Genomic DNA, 24,440 nt, shown 5'->3' with positions numbered 1-24,440 from the left:
TGACACACGACCAACCCACCCTCGGGAGAACCATGCAGACCGCCGAAATCCGCCGCCGTTGGCTCGACTACTTCGGCGATCGGGGCCACACCGTCGTCCCGTCCGCGTCCCTGGTCAGCGACGACCCGAGCCTCCTCTTCACGGTCGCGGGCATGGTCCCGTTCATCCCGTACCTCACCGGGCTCGTCCCGACGCCGTACCCCCGCGCCACGAGCGTCCAGAAGTGCATCCGCACCAACGACATCGAAGAGGTCGGCAAGACGCCCCGACACGGCACGTTCTTCCAGATGAACGGCAACTTCTCCTTCGGCGACTACTTCAAAGAAGAGGCGATCGGCTACGCCTGGGAGCTCTTGACCTCGAGCGAGGCCGACGGCGGCCTCGCGTTCTCGCCCGACGACCTGTGGGTGACGGTCTACGAAGAGGACGACGAGGCCATCGCTCTCTGGAAGAAGGTCGCCGGCCTGCCCGACGAGCGCATCCAGCGCCTCGGCAAGGACTCCAACTACTGGCACACCGGTCAGCCCGGGCCCGCGGGGCCGTGCTCCGAGATCTTCTTCGACCGTGGTCCCGCCTACGGCGCCGACGGGGGTCCGGCGACCGACGACGACCGCTACGTCGAGATCTGGAACCTCGTGTTCATGCAGTACCAGATCGAGAACGTCCGCTCGAAGGTCGACTTCGACATCGTGCGCGAACTGCCGAACAAGAACATCGACACCGGCATGGGTCTCGAACGCGTCGCCTTCCTCAAGCAGGGCGTCGACAACATGTACGAGATCGACCAGGTGCGCCCGGTCCTCGACAAGGCCGCCGAGCTGTCGGGGCGGCGCTACGGCGCGGTCCACGACGACGACGTCCGCATGCGCGTCATCGCCGACCACGTCCGCAGCTCGCTCATGCTGATGTCCGACGGGGTGCGCCCGTCCAACGAGGGCCGCGGCTACATCCTCCGCCGCCTCCTGCGCCGCACGGTCCGCTCGATGCGACTGCTCGGCGTCGACGGCCCCACGTTCCCCGCGCTCTTCCCGGAGTCCCGCGACGCGATGAAGGCGGCCTACCCCGAGGTCGAGACCGACTACGACCGCATCTCGCGCCTGGCCTACGCCGAGGAGGAGACCTTCCTGCGCACCCTGGCCGCCGGCACGAACATCCTCGACATCGCCGTCGACGACACGAAGCAGCGCGCCTCGGCGGGCACGACGCCGCAGCTGCAGGGCGACACGGCGTTCCTGCTGCACGACACCTTCGGGTTCCCCATCGACCTCACCCTCGAGATCGCGGAAGAGAGCGGTCTGACGGTCGACCGCGAGGCGTTCGACCGGCTGATGTCGGAGCAGCGCGCCCGCGCGAAGGCCGACGCCAAGTCGCGGAAGGTGGCCCTGGCCGACCTGAGCGTCTACAGCGCCTTCCGCGCCCAGGGCGAGACGGTCTTCACGGGATACGACGAGCTCGACACCGAGACCCGTGTGCTCGGCCTGATCGTCGACGGGGCCGACGTCGACCGGGCCGTGACGGGCGACATCGCCGAGGTCATCCTCGCCGAGACCTCGCTGTACGCCGAGTCCGGCGGCCAGGAGGCCGACTCGGGCCGCATCGTCGGCGTGGGCTTCGACCTCGAGGTCCTCGACGTGCAGAAGCCGGTCAAGGGTCTCATCAGCCACCGCGTCCAGGTCACCTCCGGCGAGGTGGGGGTCGGCGACGCGGCGACCAGCGTGGTCGACCCCGCCTACCGCCGGGGCGCGACGCAGGCGCACTCCGCGACGCACCTGATCCACGCCGCCCTCCGAGAGGTGCTCGGCCCCGAGGCGCACCAGGCCGGGTCCTACAACAAGGCCGGCTACATGCGTCTCGACTTCAACTGGAACCAGGCGCTGAGCCCGCAGACACGGTCCGAGATCGAGGAGATCGCCAACAACGCGATCCGCGACGACCTGCAGGTCGTCACCCGCGAGATGCCCCTCGACGACGCCCGCGCCCTGGGTGCCATGGCACTGTTCGGCGAGAAGTACGGCGAGACCGTCCGCATGGTCGACATCGGTGGACCGTGGTCGCGCGAGCTCTGCGCGGGCACGCACGTCTCCACCAGCTCGCAGGTCGGTCTCATCAACCTCGTCAGCGAGACCTCGGTGGGGTCGACCAACCGCCGCGTCGAGTCGCTCGTCGGCATGGACGCGTTCCGTGAGTTCGCCGCCGAGCGTGCCCTCGTGTCCCAACTGACCTCGTCGCTGAAGACCCCGCGCGATCAGCTGGCCGCCCGCGTCGGCGATCTCGTCACGAGTCTCCGCACGGCCGAGAAGAAGATCGCCGAGTTCGAGTCCGCCCGCCTCGCCACGCGCGTCCCGGCGTTGGCCGAGACGGCGACCTCGATCGGCGACCTCACCGTCGTCGCCGAATCGGTCGGGTCGCTCGGTTCGACCGACGACCTGCGGTCGCTCGCCCTGTCGGTGCGCGAACGCCTCGGCGCCTCCAGCGCGGCGGTCGTCGCCCTGGCAGCAGACGTCGCGGGCAAGCCAGCCGTGATCGTGGCCACCACCGACGGCGCGCGCAAGGCCGGAGTCAAGGCCGGCCGTCTCGCCAAGGGTGCCGCCTCGGCTCTCGGTGGCGGTGGCGGCGGCAAGGACGACCTCGCGCAGGGCGGCGGATCCGACGTCTCGGCGATCCCCACCGCGCTGGCCGGCATCGTCGCCGAACTCGGGGCCTGAGGACGGCCGTGCGCCGCGGCGTCCGCATCGGCATCGACGTGGGCAAGGCTCGGGTCGGAGTCGCTCGCACCGATCCCGACGGTCTGCTCGCCACCCCGGTCGAGACGCTCGCGCGTTCCGCCGACGGTGTGGCCGACATCGGTGCCGTCCGCGACCTGGTTGCCGAACTCGATGCGCTCGAGGTGATTGTCGGCCTGCCCATCGCCCTCTCGGGTCGAGACACGGCGTCGACGCAGGACGCACGTGACTTCGCCGCGGCGATCGCGCAGGCCGTCACGGTTCCCGTCCGTCTCGTCGACGAGCGACTCTCGACGGTGAGTGCCCAGGGTGCACTCCGGGCCTCGGGCCGGAAGGGCAAGAGACAACGGTCCGTGATCGACCAAGTGGCCGCTGTTATCATCGTCCAGCACGCGCTCGACCTCGAGCGCTCGAGCGGTCAGCCGCCCGGGCGGACGGTCGACGTGACCCGAGAGACGGGCGGCGACGTTGCCGTACCCGCCACCGACGAAAGACAGTGATTCGTGGCCGACGAACCCGATTGGGACGACATCTTCGCGTCCCAACCCCAGAACGACCGCCCTGCCGACAGCTCCGGACGCCGCCGAGGCGAGACGGTCGACGGCCGGCACGGTGACGGCGACGGCGCGCCGCTCCGGCGCAGCACGCACGTCGAAGCCCCCGCCCTGTCCCGCCGCGAACAGCGTGAGCGCGAACGACGGGCCGAGCCCGTCGTCGTTCCGTCCTCCGACGGCGATCGTGCACGCGCGACGCGGGAACCGCGCGAACGACGGTCCAAGAAGGGCCCGATCGTCCTCGCCTCGATCCTCGTGCTCGTCCTGGCCGGGGGCACCGCCGGCGTCGCCGCCGCCTGGGGGCAGGTCCAACCCCTGATCGCCAAGATCACGGGTGACGACGAACCGGCCGACTACGCCGGCAGCGGCAACGGCACGCCCGTCGACTTCGCCATCGTCTCGGGCCAGGTCGGCTCCGACATCGCGCAGAACCTGGCGGACGCCGGCGTCACGCAGAGCTACGAGTCGGCCTACTCGCTCCTGCTGGCCGACCCGTCGATGACCTTCCAGCCGGGCACCTACACCCTGCAGCAGCAGATGAGCGCCCAGTCGGCCCTCGACGCGCTCCAGGACAGTGCCAACCGCATCACCAACAAGGTCGTCATCCCCGAGGGAACCGTGGCGGCGGACGTCTACGAGCTCCTCGCGTCCGCGACGTCGATCCCGATCGCCGACGTCCAGGCCGCCGCCGCGGACTACACGACGTTCGGACTGCCCGCCGAGGCCACGAGCCTCGAGGGTTGGCTCTTCCCGGCGACCTACGAGCTCGACCCGGGCAAGACGGCCCACGACTACCTCCAAGACATGGTGACGACCATGACCCAGCACCTCCAGTCCGCCGGTGCGCAGCCCGCCGACTACCAGAAGACGATCGTCTTCGCGTCGCTCATCCAGAAAGAAGCCGGTCTCGCCGACGACTATCCCAAGGTCGCGCGGGTCTTCCAGAACCGCCTCGACCAGGGGATGCTCCTGCAGTCGGACGCCACGGTCGCCTACGGCACGGGGAACACCCACCGGGTCACGACGACCGACGAAGAGCGCGGCGACGCGAACAACGCCTACAACACCTACGTCCACGAGGGACTGCCGGTCGGGCCGATCTCGAACCCGGGCGACCTCGCCCTGAACGCCGCCCTGAAACCGGCCGACGGCACCTGGCTCTTCTTCGTCACGGTCAACCTCGACACGGGCGAGACGGCCTTCTCGACCACGTACGCCGAGCACCAGGCCGCGGTGAAGCAATGGCAGGCCTGGATGCGCGAGCACCCCGAGTACCAGTGACCGGCCGACGGTCGACCGTCGGGCCCTGACGCCCGTCCTGAGGGGCCGACCGACCGTCACACGGTCGGTCGGCCCCTCTCTCTGTGGGAAGATCGACACCATGCTTCGTTGGTTGACCGCTGGAGAATCTCACGGGCCCGAGCTCGTCGCCGTCCTCGAGGGGCTGCCGGCCGGCGTGCCGGTGTCGCTCGACGCGATCCGTGCCGACCTCGCCCGCCGCAAGCTGGGCTACGGTCGCGGCTCTCGCATGAAGTTCGAGCAGGACGAGCTGAACATCTCGGGCGGCGTCCGCCACGGCCTGACGATGGGCAGCCCCGTCGCCCTGCGCATCGGCAACACCGAGTGGCCGAAGTGGGTCGAGGTGATGAGCCCCGAGCCCGTCGAGGTGAGCGATGCCTCGCGGGGGCGAAGCGCGCCCCTCACGCGACCCCGTCCCGGTCATGCCGACCTCGTGGGCATGCAGAAGTACGACTTCGACGAGGCCCGGCCGATCCTCGAGCGTGCGAGCGCTCGTGAGACGGCGGCCCGCGTCGCCCTCGGTGCCGTCGCTCGGTCCTTCCTCGCCGAGCTCGGCATCGAGCTCGTCAGCCACACCCTGTCCATCGGTCCCGTGCGCGTGCCCGACGGCAGCCCGGTGCCCGTCCCGTCGGACGTCGACCGTCTCGACGACGATCCGCTGCGCTGCTTCGACCAGGCGACCAGCGCCCTCATGGTCGACGAGGTCGAGGCCGCCAAGAAAGACGGCGACACCCTGGGTGGCGTCGTCGAGGTGCTCGCCTACGGCGTGCCGCCGGGACTCGGCTCGCACGTCCAATGGGACCGGCGTCTCGACTCGCAGCTGGCCGCCGCGTTGATGGGCATCCAGGCGATCAAGGGCGTCGAGGTCGGGGACGGCTTCGAGACCACCCGCAGGCGCGGTTCGGTCGCCCACGACGAACTCCACCGCACGGGCGGGGTCATCTCGCGCGACACCGATCGCGCCGGGGGGACCGAGGGGGGAATGAGCACGGGCACCGTCCTCCGCGTGCGTGCCGGCATGAAACCGATCGCGACGGTTCCGCGCGCACTGGCCACGGTCGACGTCACCAGCGGCGAAGAGAGCAAGGCGCACCACCAGCGCTCCGACGTCTGTGCGGTCCCGGCCGCCGGCGTCGTCGCCGAGTCGATGGTCGCCCTCGTCCTGGCGAACTCGATCCTCGAGAAGTTCGGCGGCGACTCGCTGGGCGAGACGGCTCGCAACCTGCGGGGCTACCTCGACGCCATCCCCGAGAACCTGCGGACTCAGCCGGCGTCCGCCGCCGAGTGACGACCACGCGTCCGGTCGTCCTGATCGGCCCCATGGGGGCGGGCAAGACGAGCATCGGCAAGAAGCTCTCGCGCCGCCTCGACGTCTCGTTCGTCGACAGCGACCGCCTCGTCGTCCGACGGCACGGGCCCATCGCAGAGCTGTTCGAACGTCACGGCGAGGCACACTTCCGGGCCCTCGAACACGAAGCCGTGGTCGAGGCCCTGGCCGGTGACGGGGTGGTGTCGCTGGGCGGGGGAGCCGTCCTCGACGACCGCACCCGCGCCTCCTTGTCAGGGTTGCCCGTCGTCCTGCTCACCGTGACGGCCGAGGCCGTCGAATCGCGGTTGGCCGGCAGCGCCCGGCCACTGCTGCAGCGAGGGGGCGTCGACGCCTGGCGCGCCATCGCCGCCGAGCGCGATCCCGTCTACCGGGCACTGGCGTCCGTCGTGTTCGACACGTCCCACCGGCCCGTCTCGACCGTCGTCGACGACATCGAGACCTGGCTCGACTCCGAGAGAGGCACCGCATGACCGACGAGACCGACACCACGACCATCCACGTCGGGGGAGACGCCCCCTACGACGTGCTGATCGGTCGGGGACTCACCGGCCACCTGCCGGGCGTCCTGCACCCGCAGACGAAGAAGGTGCTCATCGTCCACGCGCCCACGCTGGGCCGCAAGGCGGGCGAGGTGCGCGACTCCCTGGTGGCGGCCGGGTACGAGGCACTCATCGCCGAGGTGCCCGACGCCGAGGACGCCAAGCGCGTCGAGGTCGCCGCCTTCTGCTGGCAGGTGCTGGGCCAGGCCGACTTCACCCGCACCGACGCCGTCATCGGTCTCGGCGGCGGCGCCATCACCGACCTGGCCGGCTTCGTCGCGGGCACCTGGCTCCGGGGCGTCCCGCTCGTCCAGATGCCGACCAGCGTGCTCGGACTCGTCGACGCGAGCGTCGGCGGCAAGACCGGCGTCAACACCGCCGAGGGCAAGAACCTCGTCGGCGTCTTCCACCCGCCGGTGGCGGTGCTGGCCGACCTCGACCACCTCGACACGTTGTCGAAAAACGAGATCCTGGCCGGCTTCGCCGAGGTCGTCAAGGTCGGGTTCATCGCCGAACCCGAGATCCTCGACATCGTCGAGGCCGACGTCGACCAGGCGACCGACCCGACGACGCCCGAGTTCCGACGGGTCGTCGAGCTGGCGATCGGGCTCAAGGCCCGCGTCGTCGGCGAAGACCTCACCGAGCAGGGTCTCCGTGAGATCCTGAACTACGGCCACACCCTCGGCCACGCCGTCGAGCACGCCGAGCGCTACCAGTGGCGCCACGGGGCCGCGGTCTCGGTGGGCATGGTCTTCGCCGCCGAGCTGGCGCGTCTGACCGGACGCTTGTCCGACGAGGCGGTCGACCGTCACCGGCGCATCCTCGAGTCGCTGACCCTGCCGGTCTCGTACCCCCTGGGCCGATGGAACACCCTGCTGGCGACGATGCAGCGTGACAAGAAGGCCCGCGCGGGCCTGTTGCGCTTCATAGTCCTCGACGAGATCGGCCGGCCGACCGTGCTGCAGGGGCCCGACCAGAGCCTGCTGTTCGCGGCCTACCAAGAGATCGGTTCGTAGCCCTCCGACCCGTCAGGGCGTCCGCTACACTCGACGATGGCCGATTCCGGCCGACCTCCCACCACCCCGAACGGATCATTCGCGCATGGCGACTACCAACGACATCAAGAACGGTGCCGTCCTCAACCTCGACGGTCAACTCTGGAACGTCATCGAGTTCCAGCACGTCAAGCCGGGCAAGGGTGGAGCGTTCGTCCGCACGAAGATGAAGAACGTGATGTCGGGCAAGGTCGTCGACAAGACGTTCAACGCCGGCACCAAGATCGACTTCGCCAACGTCGACCGTCGCGAGTACACGTACCTCTACGCCGAGGCCGACGGCTACGTGTTCATGGACACGAGCGACTACGACCAGATCAACGTGCCCGCCACAATCGTCGGCGACGCGAAGAACTTCATGCTCGAGAACCAGAACGTGCAGATGGCCCTGCACGACGGCGACCCGCTGTACATCGAGCTGCCCGCCTCGGTCATCCTCGAGGTCACCTACACCGAGCCCGGCCTCCAGGGCGACCGGTCGACCGGCGGCACGAAGCCCGCCACCGTCGAGACCGGCTACGAGATCCAGGTGCCGTTGTTCCTCGAGACCGGCACCAAGGTCAAGGTCGACACGCGCGACGGCGGCTACCTCGGCCGCGTCAACGACTAGTCGGTGAGCGCACGCACCAAGGCGCGCAAACGCGCCCTCGACGTCCTGTACGTCGCCGACATCCGTCAGATCAGCATGACGGACGCTCTGGTCGCCGAGACCCAACGGGCCCTCGACCAGCCCGAGCGTGGGTCCAGCTGGGGTTACGCCCGCGACATCGTCCAGGGTGTCATCGACCATCGGGACGAGATCGACGAACTGATCGAGACGTATTCGCAGGGTTGGACCCTCGCGCGCATGCCCACCCTCGACCGCGGAATCATCCGCATCGGCATCTGGGAGCTCCGCCACAACGACGAGATCCCCGACGCCGTGGCCATCAGCGAGGCCGTCGAACTCGCCCAGACGCTCAGCACCGACGACTCGGCCTCGTTCGTCAACGGACTGCTCGGCCGCATCGCGACCGCCGACTGACGGTCGAGGGCTGATCACCACCGACCGATCGTCACCGGTCGACTCCTCGGTCATGTGACGAACCGATAGGGTTGAGCCACCCACACCGACATCCTTTAAATTCCGTCCCGAGAGGCGGGGAAGGAGGTCCGATTGAGCACCCGTACCGTGCTGAGTCAGGCTGACATCGCGCGTGCCCTCACGCGCATCTCGCACGAGATCCTCGAGTCCAACAAGGGCGCCGACGACCTGGTCGTCCTGGGCATCCCGACGCGCGGCGTCGTGCTCGCCGACCGCCTCGCCGCGAGCCTCTCGTCCATCTCGGGCAGCACCGTGCCCGTCGGGTCGGTCGACGTGACGATGTATCGCGACGATCTCCGGCGGCAGCCCACCCGGTCGCCCCGCCCCACCTCGGTGCCCTCCGGCGGCATCGACGGCAAGACCGTCGTCCTCGTCGACGACGTCCTCTACTCGGGTCGGACCATCCGTGCCGCGCTGGACGCGCTGAGCTCGATCGGTCGGCCCCGGGCGGTCCGCCTCGCCGTCCTCGTCGATCGGGGGCATCGCGAGCTCCCGATCCGCGCGGACTTCGTGGGCAAGAACCTGCCCACCTCGACCGTCGAGCGCATCTTCGTGCGACTGCACGGCGTCGACGACGACGAACTCGTCGCCATCGACGACGGCACGACCGCAGGAGGCGCGGGTCCCGACCCCGCGCCCGTCACCACCCCGGGGGCGAACCGGTGAGGCACCTGCTCAGCACCGCCGATCTCTCGCGTGACGAGGCGATCCGCGTCCTCGACGTCGCGGAGGACATGGCCGACGTCGCCACCCGCGAGGTGCGCAAGCTTCCGACGCTCCGCGGCATCACGGTCGTCAACCTGTTCTACGAGGACAGCACCCGCACGCGCATCTCGTTCGAGGCCGCCGCCAAGCGTCTCAGTGCGGACGTCATCAACTTCGCGGCGAAGGGATCGAGCGTCTCGAAGGGCGAGTCCCTGAAGGACACGGCCCAGACCCTCGCCGCCATGGGGGCGGACGGCATCGTGATCCGCCATCCGTCGAGCGGTGCTCCACGCGTGCTCGCCGACAGCGGCTGGGTCGACGCCGGCATCGTCAACGCGGGTGACGGCACCCACGAGCACCCCACGCAGGCGTTGCTCGACGCCTTCACGATCCGTCGTCGCGTCCACGGGGCGGCGAGCCGAGAGCGCGACCTCGACGGCGTCGAGGTGATGATCGTCGGCGACATCCTGCACTCCCGGGTCGCCCGGTCCAACGCGTGGCTGCTGCGGACGCTCGGTGCCCACGTGACGGTGGTCGCGCCTCCCACGTTGATCCCGGTGGACGTCAGCCGCTTCGGCGTCGACGTCCGATACGACCTCGACGAGGCCCTGGCCGAGGTCCGACCGGACGTCGTCATGATGCTGCGCATCCAACAGGAGCGCATGAACGACGCGTTCTTCCCGAACCCGCGCGAGTACGCCCGGTCCTGGGGTCTCGGCGCGATGCGGTTCCGGTCGCTGCCCGAGTCGACGCTCGTCATGCACCCCGGCCCGATGAACCGCGGTCTCGAGATCAGCGACGAGGCCGCCGACTCGCCGCGCTCGACCGTCCGCGAGCAGGTCACCAACGGCGTGGCCGTCCGCATGGCCGTGCTCTACCTCACCCTCGCCGGCGACCGAGAGGACGCATCGTGACCACCACCCACCTCATCCGGGGCGCCGAGACCGTCGACGGCAGCCGGACGGACGTCGTCGTCCGCGACGGCGTCGTCGTCGAGCTCGGCACCGGTCTGACCGCCGCCGGCGCGACGGTCACCGACGCCGACGGCCTGCTCCTTCTGCCCGGCCTCGTCGACCTGCACACCCACCTGCGCGAGCCCGGGGGCGAGGGCAGCGAGACCGTGCTGACCGGCTCGCGCGCCGCGGCCGCCGGCGGGTACACCGCCGTCAACGCCATGGCGAACTCGTCGCCCGTGGCCGACACCGCGGGAGTCGTCGAACAGGTGCAGGCCCTGGGGGAGCGCGCCGGCTTCGTGACCGTCCGCCCGATCGGTGCCGTCAGCCAGGGGTTGAAGGGCACCCACCTCTCCGAGATCGGAGCCATGGCCCGCTCCCGTGCCACCGTCCGGGTCTTCTCCGACGACGGGTCCTGCGTGGCCGACCCGCTGCTGATGCGTCGGGCCCTCGAGTACATCAAGGGCTTCGGGGGAGTCCTCGCCCAACACGCCCAGGAGCCCCGGCTCACCGAGGGCGCCCAGATGAACGAGGGCGCACTGTCGGCCGAGCTCGGCCTGGGCGGTTGGCCCGCGGTCGCCGAAGAGGCGATCATCGCCCGCGACGTGCTCCTCGCCGACCACGTCGGCGCCCGACTGCACGTCTGCCACGTCTCGACCGCGGGCAGCGTCGAGGTCATCCGCTGGGCCAAGTCGCGCGGCATCGAGGTCACGGCCGAGGTCACCCCGCACCACCTGCTGCTGACCGAGGACCTCGTGTCGGGCTACGACTCGCGCTACAAGGTCAATCCACCGCTGCGACGCTCGGAAGACGTCGACGCGCTGCGTGGCGCGCTGGCCGACGGCACGATCGACATCGTGGCCACCGACCACGCCCCGCACACCTCAGAGGCGAAGTGCTGCGAATGGGATGCCGCCGCCAACGGCATGGTCGGTCTCGAATCCGCCCTCTCGGTCGTGCACCACACCATGGTCGACACGGGTCTGGTGGGCTGGGCCGACGTGGCCCGGGTGATGTCGCTCACCCCGGCCGCCATCGGCCAGGTGGCCGGGCACGGGCGCCCCCTCGCCGTGGGCGAGCCCGCCGAGCTCACGCTCTACGATCGAGAGGTGACCCGCACGTTCTCGACCGAGCACCTCGCGGGCAAGAGCCGCAACTCGCCCTACCTCGGACGCGTCCTGCCCGGTCAGGTGCGGGCGACCTTCCACCAGGGCTACGCGACCGTGGTCGACGGCCACGTCGTCGACAGCGAGGTCGTCGCCCACGCGGCCCGACTCGTCGACAGCGCCGCCGCCCTCGCCGCCACCGACGGGACGTCCGCCCGATGAGCCAGTGGATCATCGCTGCCCTGATCCTCGTCGGCGTCGGGCTGCTGATCGGCCTGATGGCCCGGTCCTGGCGTGCACGCGGGCGCCGTCAGTCCGACATCCCCGCGCCCGACCGGGCGCCCGACGACCTGTCGGACCCCGTCGTGGCGGTCGACGCCCTCTACGTCGCGACGTCACGAGGCGGCGACCCGCTCGACCGCGTCGTCGTCCACGGCCTCGGCTTCCGCGGTCGGGCGATCGTGTCCGTCCACGCCGAGGGCGTGCGCCTCGAGATCGCGGGCGAACCCGCCGTGCTGATCCGCGCCTCCTCGATGCGGGGCGTCGACCGCGCGACCTGGACCATCGACCGCGTCGTCGAGCGCGACGGCCTCGTGCTCGTCGGCTGGCGCCTCGGCGACGTCGACCTCGACACCTACCTGCGCTTCACCGACGACCCGACCCCCGTCGTCGCGGCGATCCGCACCCTCGTCCCCACGGCCCCCGGGGCCGGCACCACCAAGGAGAAGACCATTGACTGACGCCTCCACCACCGACAGGGCCGTGCTGGTCCTCGCCGACGGCACCCGGTACACGGGTCGCGCCTACGGCGCCGTCGGACGCACCCTCGGCGAGGTCGTCTTCGCGACCGGCATGACCGGCTACCAGGAGACCCTCACCGACCCCTCGTACGCCGGGCAGATCGTCGTCATGACCGCCCCGCACATCGGCAACACGGGCGTGAACGACACCGACCCCGAGTCGCGCCGCATCTGGGTCGCCGGATACGTCGTCCGGGACGCGAGCCGCGTGGTCTCGAACCACCGCGCACAGGGCAGCCTCGACGACCAGCTCGTCGCCGACGGCATCGTCGGCATCCGCGGCATCGACACCCGCGCCGTGACCCGCCGTCTGCGCGAGGTGGGTTCGATGAAGGGCGGGGTCTTCAGCGGGCCCGACGCCGGGCTCGACCCCGATGAGCAGCTCGCCCTCGTCACCGCCGGGGCCGACATGCGCGGCCTCAACCTCTCGAGTCAGGTGTCGACGGTCGAGCCGTACGTGCTGCAGGCCGAGGGCGACCGCATCGGATCCGTTGCCGTCCTCGACCTGGGCGTGAAGACCTCGACGCTGCGCTACCTCGCGCAGCGCGGCTTCGAGGTCCACGTGCTGCCGCAGTCCACGACCCTCGACGAGCTCCGCGCCCTCGCCCCCGACGCCCTCTTCTACTCGAACGGCCCCGGTGATCCGGCGGCGAGCGACTCGCAGGTCGAGCTGCTCCAGGGCGCCCTGCGCGACGGTCTGCCGTACTTCGGCATCTGCTTCGGCAACCAGCTGTTCGGCCGGGCCCTGGGCTTCGGCACGTACAAGCTGCCCTTCGGTCACCGCGGCATCAACCAGCCCGTGCTCGACAAGACGACGAACAAGGTCGAGATCACCAGCCAGAACCACGGGTTCGCGGTCGACGCGCCGATCGACGGCGTCCTCGACTCGCCGGCCGGCTTCGGCCGGGTGGAGGTGAGCCACTACAGCCTGAACGACCAGGTCGTCGAGGGCCTCCGTGCCCTCGACATCCCCGCGTTCTCGGTGCAATACCACCCCGAGGCCGCCGCGGGCCCCCACGACAGCAACCACCTCTTCGACCGCTTCCGTGAGGCGGTCGTCGCCCGCAAGAACGGCCAGGCCGTCGACTTCGGCTCCGACATCGAAAGCAGCAACTGATGCCCAAGCGTGACGACATCAACTCCGTCCTCGTGATCGGCTCCGGGCCGATCGTCATCGGCCAGGCGGCCGAGTTCGACTACTCGGGCACCCAGGCCTGCCGCGTACTGCGCGAAGAAGGCGTCCGGGTCATCCTCGTGAACCCGAACCCGGCCACGATCATGACCGACCCCGACTTCGCCGACGCGACGTACATCGAGCCCATCACCTCCGAGGTGCTCGAGGCGATCATCGTGAAGGAGCGCCCCGACGCGATCCTGCCGACCCTCGGCGGGCAGACGGCCCTGAACGCGGCGATCAAGCTCGACGAGGAGGGCATCCTCGCCAAGCACGGCGTCGAGCTGATCGGCGCGAAGGTCGAGGCCATCCAGAAGGGCGAGGACCGCCAGCTCTTCAAGAAGCTCGTGCTCGAGTCCGGTGCCGACGTCGCCAAGTCGCACATCGCCACGACCGTCGACCAGGCCGTCGAGTACGCCGAGGACCTCGGGTACCCCCTGGTCATCCGTCCCTCGTTCACCATGGGCGGGCTCGGGTCGGGCTTCGCCTACACCCGCGACGAACTCGTCCGCATGGTCACCGACGGCCTGCACCAGAGCCCCACCACCGAGGTCCTGCTCGAAGAGAGCATCCTCGGCTGGAAAGAGTACGAGCTCGAGATGATGCGCGACACGGCCGACAACACGGTCGTGGTCTGCTCGATCGAGAACGTCGACCCGGTCGGCGTCCACACCGGCGACTCGATCACCGTCGCACCGGCGCTCACCCTGACCGACCGCGAGTACCAGAACCTGCGCGACATCAGCATCGACATCATCCGTCGCGTCGGTGTCGACACGGGCGGCTGCAACATCCAGTTCGCGGTGGACCCCGCGGACGGCCGTGTCATCGTCATCGAGATGAACCCCCGCGTGTCGCGCTCCAGCGCCCTCGCGTCCAAGGCGACCGGCTTCCCGATCGCGAAGATCGCGGCGAAGCTGGCCCTCGGGTACCGTCTCGACGAGATCCCGAACGACATCACGAAGGTGACCCCCGCCTCCTTCGAACCGACGCTCGACTACGTCGTCGTCAAGGTGCCCCGGTTCGCGTTCGAGAAGTTCCCGGCGGCCGACACGACGTTGACCACGACGATGAAAAGCGTGGGCGAGGCGATGGCCCTCGGCCGCAACTTCACGCAGGCGCTGCAGAAGTCGCTCCGGTCGCTCGAGAAGCGCGGGTCGAGCTTCCACTGGCAGGGTGAGCCCGGAGACCAGGAGGCGCTGCTCGCGTTGTCGTCGACGCCCACCGACGGCCGCATCGTCACCGTGCAGCAGGCCCTGCGGGCCGGTGCCACCGCCGAGCAGGTCTTCGACGCCACGAAGATCGACCCCTGGTTCATCGACCAGATCGTGTTGATCAACGAGGTCGCCGAGCAGGTCGCCTCGGCCGCCGAGCTCGACGCCGACACCCTCGTGCTGGCCAAGGACCACGGCTTCAGCGACGACCAGATCGGCCAGTTGCGCGGCCTCTCCGAGCAGCAGGTGCGCGATCACCGCCACGCCCTCGACGTGCGCCCCGTCTTCAAGACCGTCGACACCTGCGCGGGGGAGTTCCCCGCTCTGACGCCGTACCACTACTCGAGCTACGACACCGAGACCGAGGTCGTGGCCAGCGACCGCCGCAAGGTGATCATCCTCGGCTCGGGACCGAACCGCATCGGGCAGGGCGTCGAGTTCGACTACTCGTGCGTCCACGCGAGCTTCGCCCTGAGCGACGCCGGCTTCGAGACGATCATGATCAACTGCAACCCCGAGACGGTCTCGACCGACTACGACACGAGCGATCGGTTGTACTTCGAGCCGCTCACCCTCGAGGACGTCCTCGAGGTCGTCCACGCCGAGAGCGCCAGCGGTGAACTCGTCGGCGTCGTCGTGCAACTCGGCGGCCAGACGGCGCTCGGCCTGTCCAAGGGGCTCGAAGCGGCCGGCGTGCCCATCCTCGGCACGACACCCGACGCGATCGACTCGGCCGAAGAACGAGGCCTCTTCCAGGGCATCCTCGACGCCGCCGGTCTGCTCGCACCGCGCAACGGCACGGCGACCGACTACGACAGCGCGGTCGCCGTCGCCGAGGAGATCGGTTACCCGGTGCTGGTGCGGCCGTCGTACGTCCTCGGCGGCCGCGGCATGGAGATCGTCTACGACAGTCCTTCGCTCGCCGACTACTTCGAGCGGGTCGCGGACCAGGCCATCATCGGCCCCGAGGCGCCCTTGCTGGTCGACCGCTTCCTGGACGACGCCGTCGAGATCGACGTCGACGCGCTCTACGACGGCACCGAGCTCTACGTCGGCGGTATCATGGAGCACATCGAGGAGGCCGGCATCCACTCCGGCGACTCCAGCTGCACCCTGCCGCCCGTCACCCTCGGGAAGGGCGAGATCGACCGCGTCCGCGACGCGACCCTCGCCATCGCGAAGGGCATCGGCGTGTCCGGTCTGCTGAACGTGCAGTTCGCGATCGCGGCCGGAGTGCTCTACGTCATCGAGGCCAACCCGCGGGCGAGCCGGACGGTGCCCTTCGTCTCGAAGGCGTTGGGCATCCCGCTGGCCAAGGCGGCTTCGCTGATCATGGTCGGGCACAGCGTGCGAGACCTGGTGGAGGGCGGCCTGCTTCCCGAGCAGGACGGCTCGGACGTCCCGCTCGACTCGCCGATCTCGGTGAAGGAGGCCGTGCTGCCCTTCAAGCGGTTCCGCACGAAAGAGGGGCAGGTCGTCGACAGCGTCCTCAGCCCCGAGATGCGCTCGACCGGTGAGGTCATGGGCATCGACCGCGACTTCCCCCGGGCGTTCGCGAAGAGCCAGACGGCCGCCTACGGTGGACTGCCGACGTCGGGCACCGTCTTCGTGAGCGTCGCCGACCGCGACAAGCGGGCGATCGTCTTGCCGGTGCTGCGCCTCCAGCAACTCGGGTTCCGCATCCTGGCGACCGAGGGGACGGCCACCGTCCTCGTGCGCAACGGCATCCACGCGGACACCGTCGACAAGTTCAGCGACGGGGGCCACTCGGTCGTCGACCTGATCAACGCCGACGAGGTCGACATCGTGATCAACACCCCGAGCGGGTCGAGCGCCCGAGCCGACGGCTACGAGATCCGCGCGGCGACCGTGGCGGCCGACAAGGCCCTCTTCACGACCATCGCGCAGCTCGGAGCGGCAGTCGCCTCGATCGAGGCCGTGCAGAGCGACCTCGAGGTCACGAGCCTGCAGGACTACGGTCTCGCCCGGGCGGCCCGACGGTGAGCTCGTCGTTCGGCGACCGGCTCGCGGCGGCGTTCGCCGCGACCGGTCCGCTCTGCGTCGGCATCGACCCCCACCCCTATCTCCTGGACCAGTGGGGTCTCTCTGCCGACGCCTCGGGAGTGCGCGAGTTCGGCCTGCGCGTCGTCGACGGCCTGGTCGGCTCGGCCTCGATCGTCAAGCCGCAGGTCGCGTTCTTCGAGCGCTGGGGCTCTGCGGGGTTCGCAGCCCTCGAGGACGTCCTCGAGGCCGGACGCGAGCGGGGCCTGCTGCAGATCGGTGACGCCAAGCGGGGCGACATCGGCTCGACGATGGACGGCTACGGTGACGCCTGGTTCGACGAGTCGTCGCCGTTGCGGGTCGACGCGCTGACCGTCTCGCCCTATCTCGGCTTCGAGTCCATGACCGGGCTCGTGACGCGGGCACGGGCCGTCGGCTCAGGCGTGTTCGTGTTGGCCGCGACGTCCAACGTCGAGGCGTTGGCGACCCAGACGGCCGTGCGGACCGACGCCCACGGCGGGGAGGGGACCGTCGCGAGCGGTATCGTCGACGACGTGCTCCATGACAACCAGACGGCGGGCGACGCCCCGTTCGGCAGCGTCGGCCTCGTGCTCGGCGCGACCGTCGACCTCGACGACTACGGCATCGACGCCGCCCGGCTGACGACGACGCCGGTGCTCGCCCCGGGGTTCGGCCACCAGGGCGCGTCCTATGCCGACCTCCCCCGACTCTTCGGCCCTGCCGCCGGCGCCGTGCTGGTCTCCGCCTCCCGTGCCCTCCTCTCGGCGGGTCCGGCGGGGTTCGCCGACGCGGTCCGTCGTGATGCCGACGAGGTGCGTTCGTGCCTCGTCTGACCCCGCCCCCCGTCGACCGTGCCGCGGCGGCCCGCGCCGCCGTGGCCGCACGACGTGGTCGCGCCGCCGTGAAGAACGCCGTCGCCTCGCGGACCCGGAGCGCCCTCGACGTCGCCGAGGCCGCCTGGGCCGGCGAACCCACGAGCCCCGAGGGGTCGCTCAGGGTCCGTGAGCTGCTCACGAGCATCCCGGGGATCGGCCCGACCCGCGTCGCCCGCATCATGACCGAACTCGGCATCGCCGAGTCGAAACGGGTCGGCGGGCTCGGGGTCAGGCAACGCCGCATCCTCGGCGACTGGCTCGCCGTCCGCGAGGCCAAGGGGCGCCTCCGGTCCCGGTTGGTCGTCCTGGCCGGTCCCACGGCCGTGGGCAAGGGCACCGTCTCGACGTACATCCGCGAGAACTATCCCGACGTGCACCTCAGCGTGTCCGCGACGACCCGTGCCCCGCGACCCGGCGAGGTCGACGGGGTCCACTACTACTTCGTGGACGACGCCGAGTTCGACCGCATGATCCGTGACCGCGAACTGCTCGAGTACGCCACGGTCCACAACTCCTACCGCTACGGCACGCCTCGCCCCCCACTGGACGCGGCGTTGAACGAGGGGCGCAGCGTGCTGCTCGAGATCGACCTGCAGGGCGCCCGACTCGTCCGGGCCGCGATGCCCGAGGCCGTGCTCGTCTTTCTGCTGCCCCCGACCTGGGACGAACTGGTTCGTCGACTCATCGGTCGAGGCACCGAGGACGCCGCCGAACAGCAGCGTCGACTCGAGACGGCGAAGGTCGAGCTGGCCGCCCAGGACGAGTTCGACGCGCGTGTCGTGAACCACGACGTGGCCGAAGCGGCCCGTGAGGTCGTAGAATTGATGACTGCGCCCGAACCGGGCCGCACCCGCGCGTGACCCGCGCCCCGATCTTGGTGCCCACGCTCGTCCCGAGCGGTGTCGGCACCGACCCCCATCGACACGAGGAGCAACCAATGGCCGACAAGAACCAGGGCATCATCGATCCCCCCATCGACGAGCTGCTGTCGAAGGTCGAGTCGAAGTACGCACTCGTCATCTTCGCCTCCAAGCGCGCCCGTCAGATCAACGACTACTACGCCGACCTGCACGAGGGCAGCCTCTTCGACAACGTCGGCCCCCTCGTCGACAGCTCGATCGACGACAAGCCCCTGTCGGTCGCCATGCACGAGATCAACGAGGACAAGCTCGAGGTGAAGCCGCTCGCGGCTCCCGCCGAGTAGCGCGGCGACACGACCAGCCTCTCTGACGGTGGTCGGTCCTATCATCTGACGAGGCCCCCGGGAGTCCATCCCGCGGGGCCTCATCGCGTCCGCACCCCGATCGACACCCAGAGGAACACCGTGAGCCTGACCGACACGACGACCGACCCCGCCACGACCGCATCGACCTCCCTGCGACTGTTCACGTCCGAGTCGGTCACCGAGGGCCACCCCGACAAGATCTGCGACCAGATCTCGGACGGCATCCTCGACGCGCTGCTCGCGGTCGACCCCGCCAGCAGGGTCGCGGTCGAGACGATGGTCACCACGGGGCTCGTGCACGTCGCCGGCGAGGTCACCACCAAGGGCTACGTCGACATCCCGACGATCGTGCGCGACCTCATCGTGGGCATCGGCTACGACTCGTCCGCCGTGAGCTTCGACGGGCGCACCTGCGGCGTCGAGGTCTCGATCGGGTCGCAGTCTCCCGACATCGCCCAGGGCGTCGACACCGCCCTGGAGGCGCGTGGCGGCGACGACGATCTGCTCAACCGTCAGGGTGCGGGCGACCAAGGCATCATGTTCGGCTACGCCACCAACGAGACGCCCCAGTTCATGCCGCTTCCGGTCTGGCTCGCCCACCGGCTGGCCGAGCGTCTCGCGGCCGTGCGCAAGTCGGGCACCCTCGACTACCTCCGGCCCGACGGCAAGACCCAGGTGACGGTCGGTTACGACGGGGTCGTGCCCAAGACGGTCGACACGGTCGTCCTGTCGACCCAGCACTCACCCGCGGTCTCGAGCGAACAGCTCGAGTCCGACGTCATCGAGCACGTCATCCGCCCCGTCCTCGACGAGGCCGGGCTCTCGTCCGCCGACACGCGGTTCATCATCAACCCGACCGGCAGGTTCGAGATCGGGGGCCCACAAGGGGACGCCGGCCTCACCGGTCGCAAGATCATCGTCGACACCTACGGCGGCGCGAGCCGTCACGGCGGTGGTGCATTCTCGGGCAAGGACCCCTCGAAGGTCGATCGCTCCGCCGCTTACGCCATGCGCTGGGTGGCCAAGAACGCCGTCGCCGCGGGCCTCGCCGACCGGCTCGAACTCCAGGTGGCCTACGCGATCGGGCGGGCCGCACCCGTCGGCCTCTACGTCGAGACCTTCGGCACGGGGCACGTCGGCGACGACGTGATCACGGCCGCCATCGAGACGGTGTTTGACCTCCGCCCGGCGGCGATCATCCGCGACCTCGACCTGCTCCGGCCGATCTACTCGGCGACGTCGACCTACGGCCACTTCGGTCGCGACCTGCCCGACTTCACCTGGGAGGCGCTCGACCGCGTCGACGCCCTCCGGGCCGCCGCCGGGCTTTGATCGTGGCGGGGGTCGCCGATGCGCTCGTCGAGGGCGGCCCGCGCGTCGTCCGGGTGATGGTCGAATCGCCCCTGCCGCAGCTCGACCGGTTGTTCGACTACGCCGTGCCCGAGCGGCTGCGCGACCAGATCGCCCCGGGCATCCGCGTCAAGGTCCCCCTCCGCTCGGCCGGACGCATCGCCGACGGATTCGTCGTCGAGGTCGCGTCGTCGTCCGAGCACGGCGGTGACCTCTCCGAGATCGAGGACGTCGTGTCGGCCGTGTCGGTCCTGGCACCCGAGGTGTGGCGCCTGGCGCGTGCCGTGGCCGACCGGGCCGGCGGATCGGCCAGCGACGTCGTGAGGCTCGCGGTCCCTCCGCGTCAGGTCCGGGTCGAGAAGGCGTACCTGGCCGCCGCCGAGAACCCGTCCTCGCCGTCACCGGAACCCGCCGACCCCACGCGGCCACCCGCGGACGCCACGCCCCCACCCGCGGACGCCGCGCCGCCCGTCGGGGACCACGATCCCGTCCCGGTCGTCGTGGGTTACCGGTCGGCCGACCTCGCCGGGCTCGTCGCTGCCCGTGGTCGCGCAGCGGTCGACGCCGTGCCCTTGCTGGTCGAGTTGCCCGACGGAGCCTGGGTGGGTCACTGGGCGCTGACGGCCGCCCAGCTCGCCGCGGTCGCCGTCGCCGCAGGCGAGAACGCCGTGGTCGCCGTCCCCGACTACCGTGACGAAGAGCACGTCCTCCAGGCCCTCACGGCCGTCCTCCCGCCCGACCGCGTCGTGCGGCTCGACTCCCGGCAGTCCAACGCCGACCGGTACCGTGCGCTGCTCCGTGCCCGGGGCGACGAGCCCGTGGTCGTGGTCGGCAACCGCTCCGTCCTGCTCGCGCCCTCGGCCAGGCTCGGGGTCGTCGTGGTGTTCGACGACGGCGACCCGTCCTTCGGCGAGCCGCTCGCCCCCTACGTGCACGCCCGTGACACCGCTCTGCTCCGACAGGCCCAGCAAGACACCGCCCTGGTGTTCCTCGGCCACTCCCGCAGCACCGACGTCCAGCGCCTCGTCGAGATCGGCTTCCTGGCCGAGGTGCGCCCGGACCCGCGCTACCAGCCCCGGGTCGTGCCGACCGTGCGTCAGGCGGCCACGGACGGCTTCGCGGCGCAGGCCCGCATCCCCTCCTCGGCCTACGCCGAGGCCCGGGCCGCGGTCGAGCACGGACCGGTGCTGATCCAGGTCGCCTCGCCGGGTTACTCGCCTCGTCTGGCCTGCGTCGACTGCGGTGACACGGCGCGCTGCCTGCGCTGCAACGGCCCGCTCCAGCAGCGCGAGCGCGGGGCGACCCCGGCCTGCGCCTGGTGCGGCGCCCTGGCCGTCTCGTGGCACTGCCGCACCTGTGAAGGCACGCGCATGAGGGCCGTCGGCACCGGTGCCTCGCGGACGGCCGACGAGCTCGGCAAGGCGTTCCCCGGGGTCCGCATCATCGTGTCGGACGGCACCCGGGCCCTGACCCACGTCGACGCCGACCCGGCCATCGTCGTCGCGACCCGCGGGGCCGAGCCGGTCGCCCCGGGTGGCTACCGGGCCGTCCTGCTGCTCGACGGCGAACGCATGCTCGCGCGCGAGAGCCTCCGCGTCGCCGAGGACTGCCTCCGCTGGTGGGCCAACGCCACGGCCCTGGCCGCACGACGGGCCCCGGTCGTGCTGGTCGGGGTGGGCGGCGCCATCGCCTCCGCCCTCGCCACCTGGGAGCTCGCCCGGTTCGTCTCCGCCGAGCTCGCCGATCGCCGCGTCCTGCGCTTCCCGCCGGCCGTCCGCGTGGCCACCGTGACCGGCACGGTCGACACCGTCGCGCGTGCGCTCGACGACCTGCCCGACGAGGTCCGTTCCGAGACCCTCGGCCCGGTGGACGTCGAGTCCGCCGGGGTCCGCGCGATCGTCCGCTTCGACTACTGGCGGGGCCACGACGTGGCCCAGGCCCTCCGCTCCCAGGTCATCCGTGCGGCGACGGACCGACGCAAGGCGCTCGGTCAGAAGCGCGCACGCGCCGTCCCTACACTCAGAGTGCGGTTCGACGACGTCGAGCCGTTCGCCGACTGACCCGCCAGGAACCCCATGCGCCTCGTCTTCGCCGGCAGCCCCGCCGCTGCCGTGCCCTCGCTCACCGCCCTCGCCGACGGCCCTCACGAGGTCGTCGCCGTGCTGACCCGCGACGACACCCCCCAGGGACGCCGACGCGTCCTGACCCCGACGCCCGTCGCCGTCGAGGCCGACCGCCTCGGTCTCCGCGTCGTGAAGGCCCGACACATCACACCCGAGGTCACGGCCGAGCTCTCGGCGCTCGATCCCGACCTCGGAATCGTCGTGGCTTACGGCGCCCTGCTGCGTGAGCCCCTGCTCGGTGCGCCCCGCCTCGGCTGGGTCAACCTGCACTTCTCCCTGCTGCCCGCCTGGCGCGGTGCGGCCCCCGTCCAGCGGTCGCTCATGGCGGGCGACGTCGTCACGGGCGCGGCGGTGTTCCAGCTCGTCCCCGAGCTAGACGCGGGCGACGTCTACGGCACCCTCGAACGCCGTCTCGACGGCACCGAGACCGCGGGGGTGCTCCTCGCCGAACTCGCGCAGTCAGGGTCCGACCTGCTGGTCGACGTCGTCGCCCGCCTCGCCGACGGCACGGCCGTGTCGACGGCCCAGACCGGCGAGGTCACGCTCGCCCCCAAGCTGACCCTTGCCGACGGCGTCCTCGACGTCTCGCGTCCGGCGGCCGAGCTGATCGACCGTTTCCGCGGCGTGACGCCCGAGCCCGGTGCGCGCGTCGACCTCGACGGCACGGTCCTCAAGATCACGGAGGCGCGGGTGACGTCGGTCGACGAGCCACCTCTCGAGGCCGGTCGCCTCGAGTCCCGGGGCCGCCGTGTGCTGATGGGCACCGCCTCCTCGCCCGTCGAGCTCGTCCGGGTGCAACCGGCGGGCAAGAAAGAGATGTCGGCGGCCGACTGGTGGCGAGGGCTGCCCGGCGGGGTCGAGCGCCGCGTGACCCCGCCCACCGCGGCCGCCCGGGCCGACACCGACACCTCCACCGACACGGAGAGCGCCTCATGAGCCGAGTCCAGCCCGCCCGCCAGGTCGCCCTCGACGTCCTCCGGGCCGTCGAGCAGGACGACGCCTACGCGAACCTCCTGCTGCCGCAACGCATCGTCCGGGCCCGTCTCGGAGCACAGGACGCGGGGCTCGCGACCGAACTCACCTACGGCACCCTGCGCCTCCGGGGCTACTACGACCGCGTGATCGCGCTGGCCGCCCGCCGAGGCACCGACGCGATCGACCCGGCGCTCCTCGACGTCCTCAGGCTCGGCACGCACCAGCTGCTCTCGACGCGGGTGGCGGTCCATGCAGCCGTCGACGAGAGCGTCGAGCTCGCGCGTCAGGTGGGCAGCCGGTCGGGCACGGGCTTCGTGAACGGGGTGCTCCGCACCATCTCCCGGTCGACGCCCGACGAGTGGCGCGATCGCGTCCTGGCCGGCACGACCGGTGACGACGACCGTCTGGCGGCGGAGTGGTCGCACCCCGCCTGGGTGGTGCGGGCGTTCCGTCGCTCACTGGCCGCCGAGGGCCGCGAGGGCGAACTCGTCGACCTGCTGTCGGCCGACAACGACGCCCCGAAGGTCAGCCTCGTCGCGCTGCCCGGGCTCGCCGAGGTCTCCGAGCTCGGTGCCCCGAGCGGGCGCCTCTCGCCGCTCGCCGCGACGAGCGGCGGGGGAGACCCGGCCCAACAGACGGCCGTCCGCGAGGGGCGCGCCCGCGTGCAGGACGAAGGTTCACAGCTCGCGGCACTGCTGCTCAGCCGCCACCGGCCCGCCGAGCCCGGAGAACGCTGGCTCGACATGTGCGCGGGCCCCGGCGGCAAGGCCGCCCTGCTGGGCGCCGAGGCGGCCCGGGCAGGCGCCCACCTCGTCGCCAACGAGCTCGTCCCGGCCCGGGCGGGTCTCGTCCGACAGGCCCTCGAGGCCGTCCCCGGCGACGTCGAGGTGCTCGAGGGTGATGCCACCCGCTTCGGGGCGGAACAGCCCGGAGGCTTCGACCGCATCCTGCTCGACGCGCCCTGCACCGGCCTCGGGGCCCTGCGGCGGCGGCCCGAGGCCCGGTGGCGCAAGCAGCCGGCCGACGTCGGACAGCTCACGGCCCTGCAGACGCGCCTGTTCGCCAGCGCACTGGACGCGCTCGCGCCCGGGGGAGTCCTCGCGTACGTGACCTGCTCGCCGCACACGGCCGAGACCCGCGGCGTCGTCGAGGCGGGGCTCCGGGGCCGCGACGACGACCTCGTGCTGCTCGACGCGACGGCGGGCGTCGAGCGCATCGCCGGCCGGTCCGTCGACCTGGCGTCGGCACCGTTCGTCCAGCTCTGGCCTCACCGTCACGGCACCGACGCCATGTTCGTCGCCCTGATCGAGAAACGCGCCGGACGGTAGGCTCGT

The 24,440-nt window shown here is 71.0% G+C and carries 21 protein-coding genes; all 21 read left to right on the top strand.

Features of this window, described 5'->3' with window-relative positions; translation table 11 throughout:
- Positions 1-32: 32 nt before the first annotated feature.
- The 21 genes from alaS to SJY14_RS09630 all read left to right on the top strand — a co-directional run bounded on the left by alaS (position 33) and on the right by SJY14_RS09630 (position 24,434).
- The gene (gene alaS / locus SJY14_RS09730) at positions 33-2,705 is read left to right on the top strand and encodes an alanine--tRNA ligase (protein ID WP_071253410.1); all 2,673 of its coding nucleotides are present in this window, start codon (positions 33-35) and stop codon (positions 2,703-2,705) included.
- An 8-nt stretch (positions 2,706-2,713) separates the two neighbouring features.
- Entirely contained in the window at positions 2,714-3,223 is a 510-nt protein-coding gene (gene ruvX, locus SJY14_RS09725; RefSeq protein ID WP_071253409.1) for a Holliday junction resolvase RuvX, read from the top strand.
- Positions 3,224-3,226: 3 nt separating this feature from the next.
- Positions 3,227-4,558, top strand: coding sequence for an endolytic transglycosylase MltG (gene mltG, locus SJY14_RS09720; RefSeq protein WP_071253407.1), 1,332 nt, complete (start codon positions 3,227-3,229; stop codon positions 4,556-4,558).
- Between the two features lie 100 nt (positions 4,559-4,658).
- On the top strand, positions 4,659-5,864 hold the full coding sequence (gene aroC / locus SJY14_RS09715; protein ID WP_055972703.1) for a chorismate synthase: 1,206 nt from the start codon (positions 4,659-4,661) through the stop codon (positions 5,862-5,864).
- Positions 5,861-6,376: a shikimate kinase gene (locus SJY14_RS09710; protein WP_369825252.1), complete on the top strand. Its 516-nt coding sequence runs from the start codon at positions 5,861-5,863 to the stop codon at positions 6,374-6,376. The genes aroC and SJY14_RS09710 overlap by 4 nt, the downstream gene beginning before the upstream one ends.
- Positions 6,373-7,461 carry a 3-dehydroquinate synthase gene (gene aroB, locus SJY14_RS09705; RefSeq protein ID WP_071253405.1) on the top strand — a complete coding sequence of 363 codons (1,089 nt, stop codon included), beginning with the start codon at positions 6,373-6,375 and terminating at the stop codon, positions 7,459-7,461. The genes SJY14_RS09710 and aroB overlap by 4 nt, the downstream gene beginning before the upstream one ends.
- 85 nt (positions 7,462-7,546) lie before the next feature.
- Positions 7,547-8,110: an elongation factor P gene (gene efp / locus SJY14_RS09700; protein WP_043592746.1), complete on the top strand. Its 564-nt coding sequence runs from the start codon at positions 7,547-7,549 to the stop codon at positions 8,108-8,110.
- Positions 8,111-8,113: 3 nt separating this feature from the next.
- A complete protein-coding gene (gene nusB / locus SJY14_RS09695) occupies positions 8,114-8,524 on the top strand; it encodes a transcription antitermination factor NusB (RefSeq protein WP_043592748.1) in 411 nt (136 codons plus the stop codon).
- 132 nt (positions 8,525-8,656) lie between these two features.
- On the top strand, positions 8,657-9,250 hold the full coding sequence (gene pyrR, locus SJY14_RS09690) for a bifunctional pyr operon transcriptional regulator/uracil phosphoribosyltransferase PyrR (protein WP_083396035.1): 594 nt from the start codon (positions 8,657-8,659) through the stop codon (positions 9,248-9,250).
- A complete protein-coding gene (locus tag SJY14_RS09685) occupies positions 9,247-10,203 on the top strand; it encodes an aspartate carbamoyltransferase catalytic subunit (protein ID WP_396598781.1) in 957 nt (318 codons plus the stop codon). Before pyrR ends, SJY14_RS09685 begins: the two co-directional genes overlap by 4 nt.
- The gene (locus SJY14_RS09680) at positions 10,200-11,570 is read left to right on the top strand and encodes a dihydroorotase (RefSeq protein ID WP_396598780.1); all 1,371 of its coding nucleotides are present in this window, start codon (positions 10,200-10,202) and stop codon (positions 11,568-11,570) included. Before SJY14_RS09685 ends, SJY14_RS09680 begins: the two co-directional genes overlap by 4 nt.
- Positions 11,567-12,088, top strand: coding sequence for a hypothetical protein (locus SJY14_RS09675; protein WP_071253399.1), 522 nt, complete (start codon positions 11,567-11,569; stop codon positions 12,086-12,088). The genes SJY14_RS09680 and SJY14_RS09675 overlap by 4 nt, the downstream gene beginning before the upstream one ends.
- Positions 12,081-13,265, top strand: coding sequence for a glutamine-hydrolyzing carbamoyl-phosphate synthase small subunit (gene carA, locus SJY14_RS09670; protein WP_071253397.1), 1,185 nt, complete (start codon positions 12,081-12,083; stop codon positions 13,263-13,265). The genes SJY14_RS09675 and carA overlap by 8 nt, the downstream gene beginning before the upstream one ends.
- Positions 13,265-16,540: a carbamoyl-phosphate synthase large subunit gene (gene carB / locus SJY14_RS09665; RefSeq protein WP_396598779.1), complete on the top strand. Its 3,276-nt coding sequence runs from the start codon at positions 13,265-13,267 to the stop codon at positions 16,538-16,540. The genes carA and carB overlap by 1 nt, the downstream gene beginning before the upstream one ends.
- Positions 16,537-17,391: an orotidine-5'-phosphate decarboxylase gene (gene pyrF, locus SJY14_RS09660; RefSeq protein WP_396598778.1), complete on the top strand. Its 855-nt coding sequence runs from the start codon at positions 16,537-16,539 to the stop codon at positions 17,389-17,391. Before carB ends, pyrF begins: the two co-directional genes overlap by 4 nt.
- Positions 17,379-18,293 carry a guanylate kinase gene (gmk, locus tag SJY14_RS09655; RefSeq protein WP_055972721.1) on the top strand — a complete coding sequence of 305 codons (915 nt, stop codon included), beginning with the start codon at positions 17,379-17,381 and terminating at the stop codon, positions 18,291-18,293. The genes pyrF and gmk overlap by 13 nt, the downstream gene beginning before the upstream one ends.
- A 77-nt stretch (positions 18,294-18,370) precedes the next feature.
- Positions 18,371-18,637, top strand: coding sequence for a DNA-directed RNA polymerase subunit omega (gene rpoZ / locus SJY14_RS09650; RefSeq protein WP_043592764.1), 267 nt, complete (start codon positions 18,371-18,373; stop codon positions 18,635-18,637).
- A gap of 126 nt (positions 18,638-18,763) precedes the next feature.
- Positions 18,764-19,990, top strand: a complete 1,227-nt coding sequence (gene metK / locus SJY14_RS09645; protein ID WP_043592879.1) for a methionine adenosyltransferase — start codon at positions 18,764-18,766, stop codon at positions 19,988-19,990.
- A 2-nt stretch (positions 19,991-19,992) separates the two neighbouring features.
- Positions 19,993-22,068: a primosomal protein N' gene (locus SJY14_RS09640; protein WP_255364099.1), complete on the top strand. Its 2,076-nt coding sequence runs from the start codon at positions 19,993-19,995 to the stop codon at positions 22,066-22,068.
- Positions 22,069-22,083: 15 nt separating this feature from the next.
- The gene (fmt, locus tag SJY14_RS09635; protein ID WP_071253391.1) at positions 22,084-23,067 is read left to right on the top strand and encodes a methionyl-tRNA formyltransferase; all 984 of its coding nucleotides are present in this window, start codon (positions 22,084-22,086) and stop codon (positions 23,065-23,067) included.
- On the top strand, positions 23,064-24,434 hold the full coding sequence (locus tag SJY14_RS09630; protein WP_396598777.1) for an RsmB/NOP family class I SAM-dependent RNA methyltransferase: 1,371 nt from the start codon (positions 23,064-23,066) through the stop codon (positions 24,432-24,434). The genes fmt and SJY14_RS09630 overlap by 4 nt, the downstream gene beginning before the upstream one ends.
- The last annotated feature ends 6 nt before the right edge of the window (positions 24,435-24,440 follow it).

The organism is Frigoribacterium sp. R86507, assembly GCF_044597695.1.
Taxonomy (GTDB): Bacteria; Actinomycetota; Actinomycetes; order Actinomycetales; family Microbacteriaceae; genus Frigoribacterium.
The sequence above is the reverse complement of the archived record's forward strand: the minus strand, read 5'-3'. Positions and strand labels throughout refer to the sequence as shown.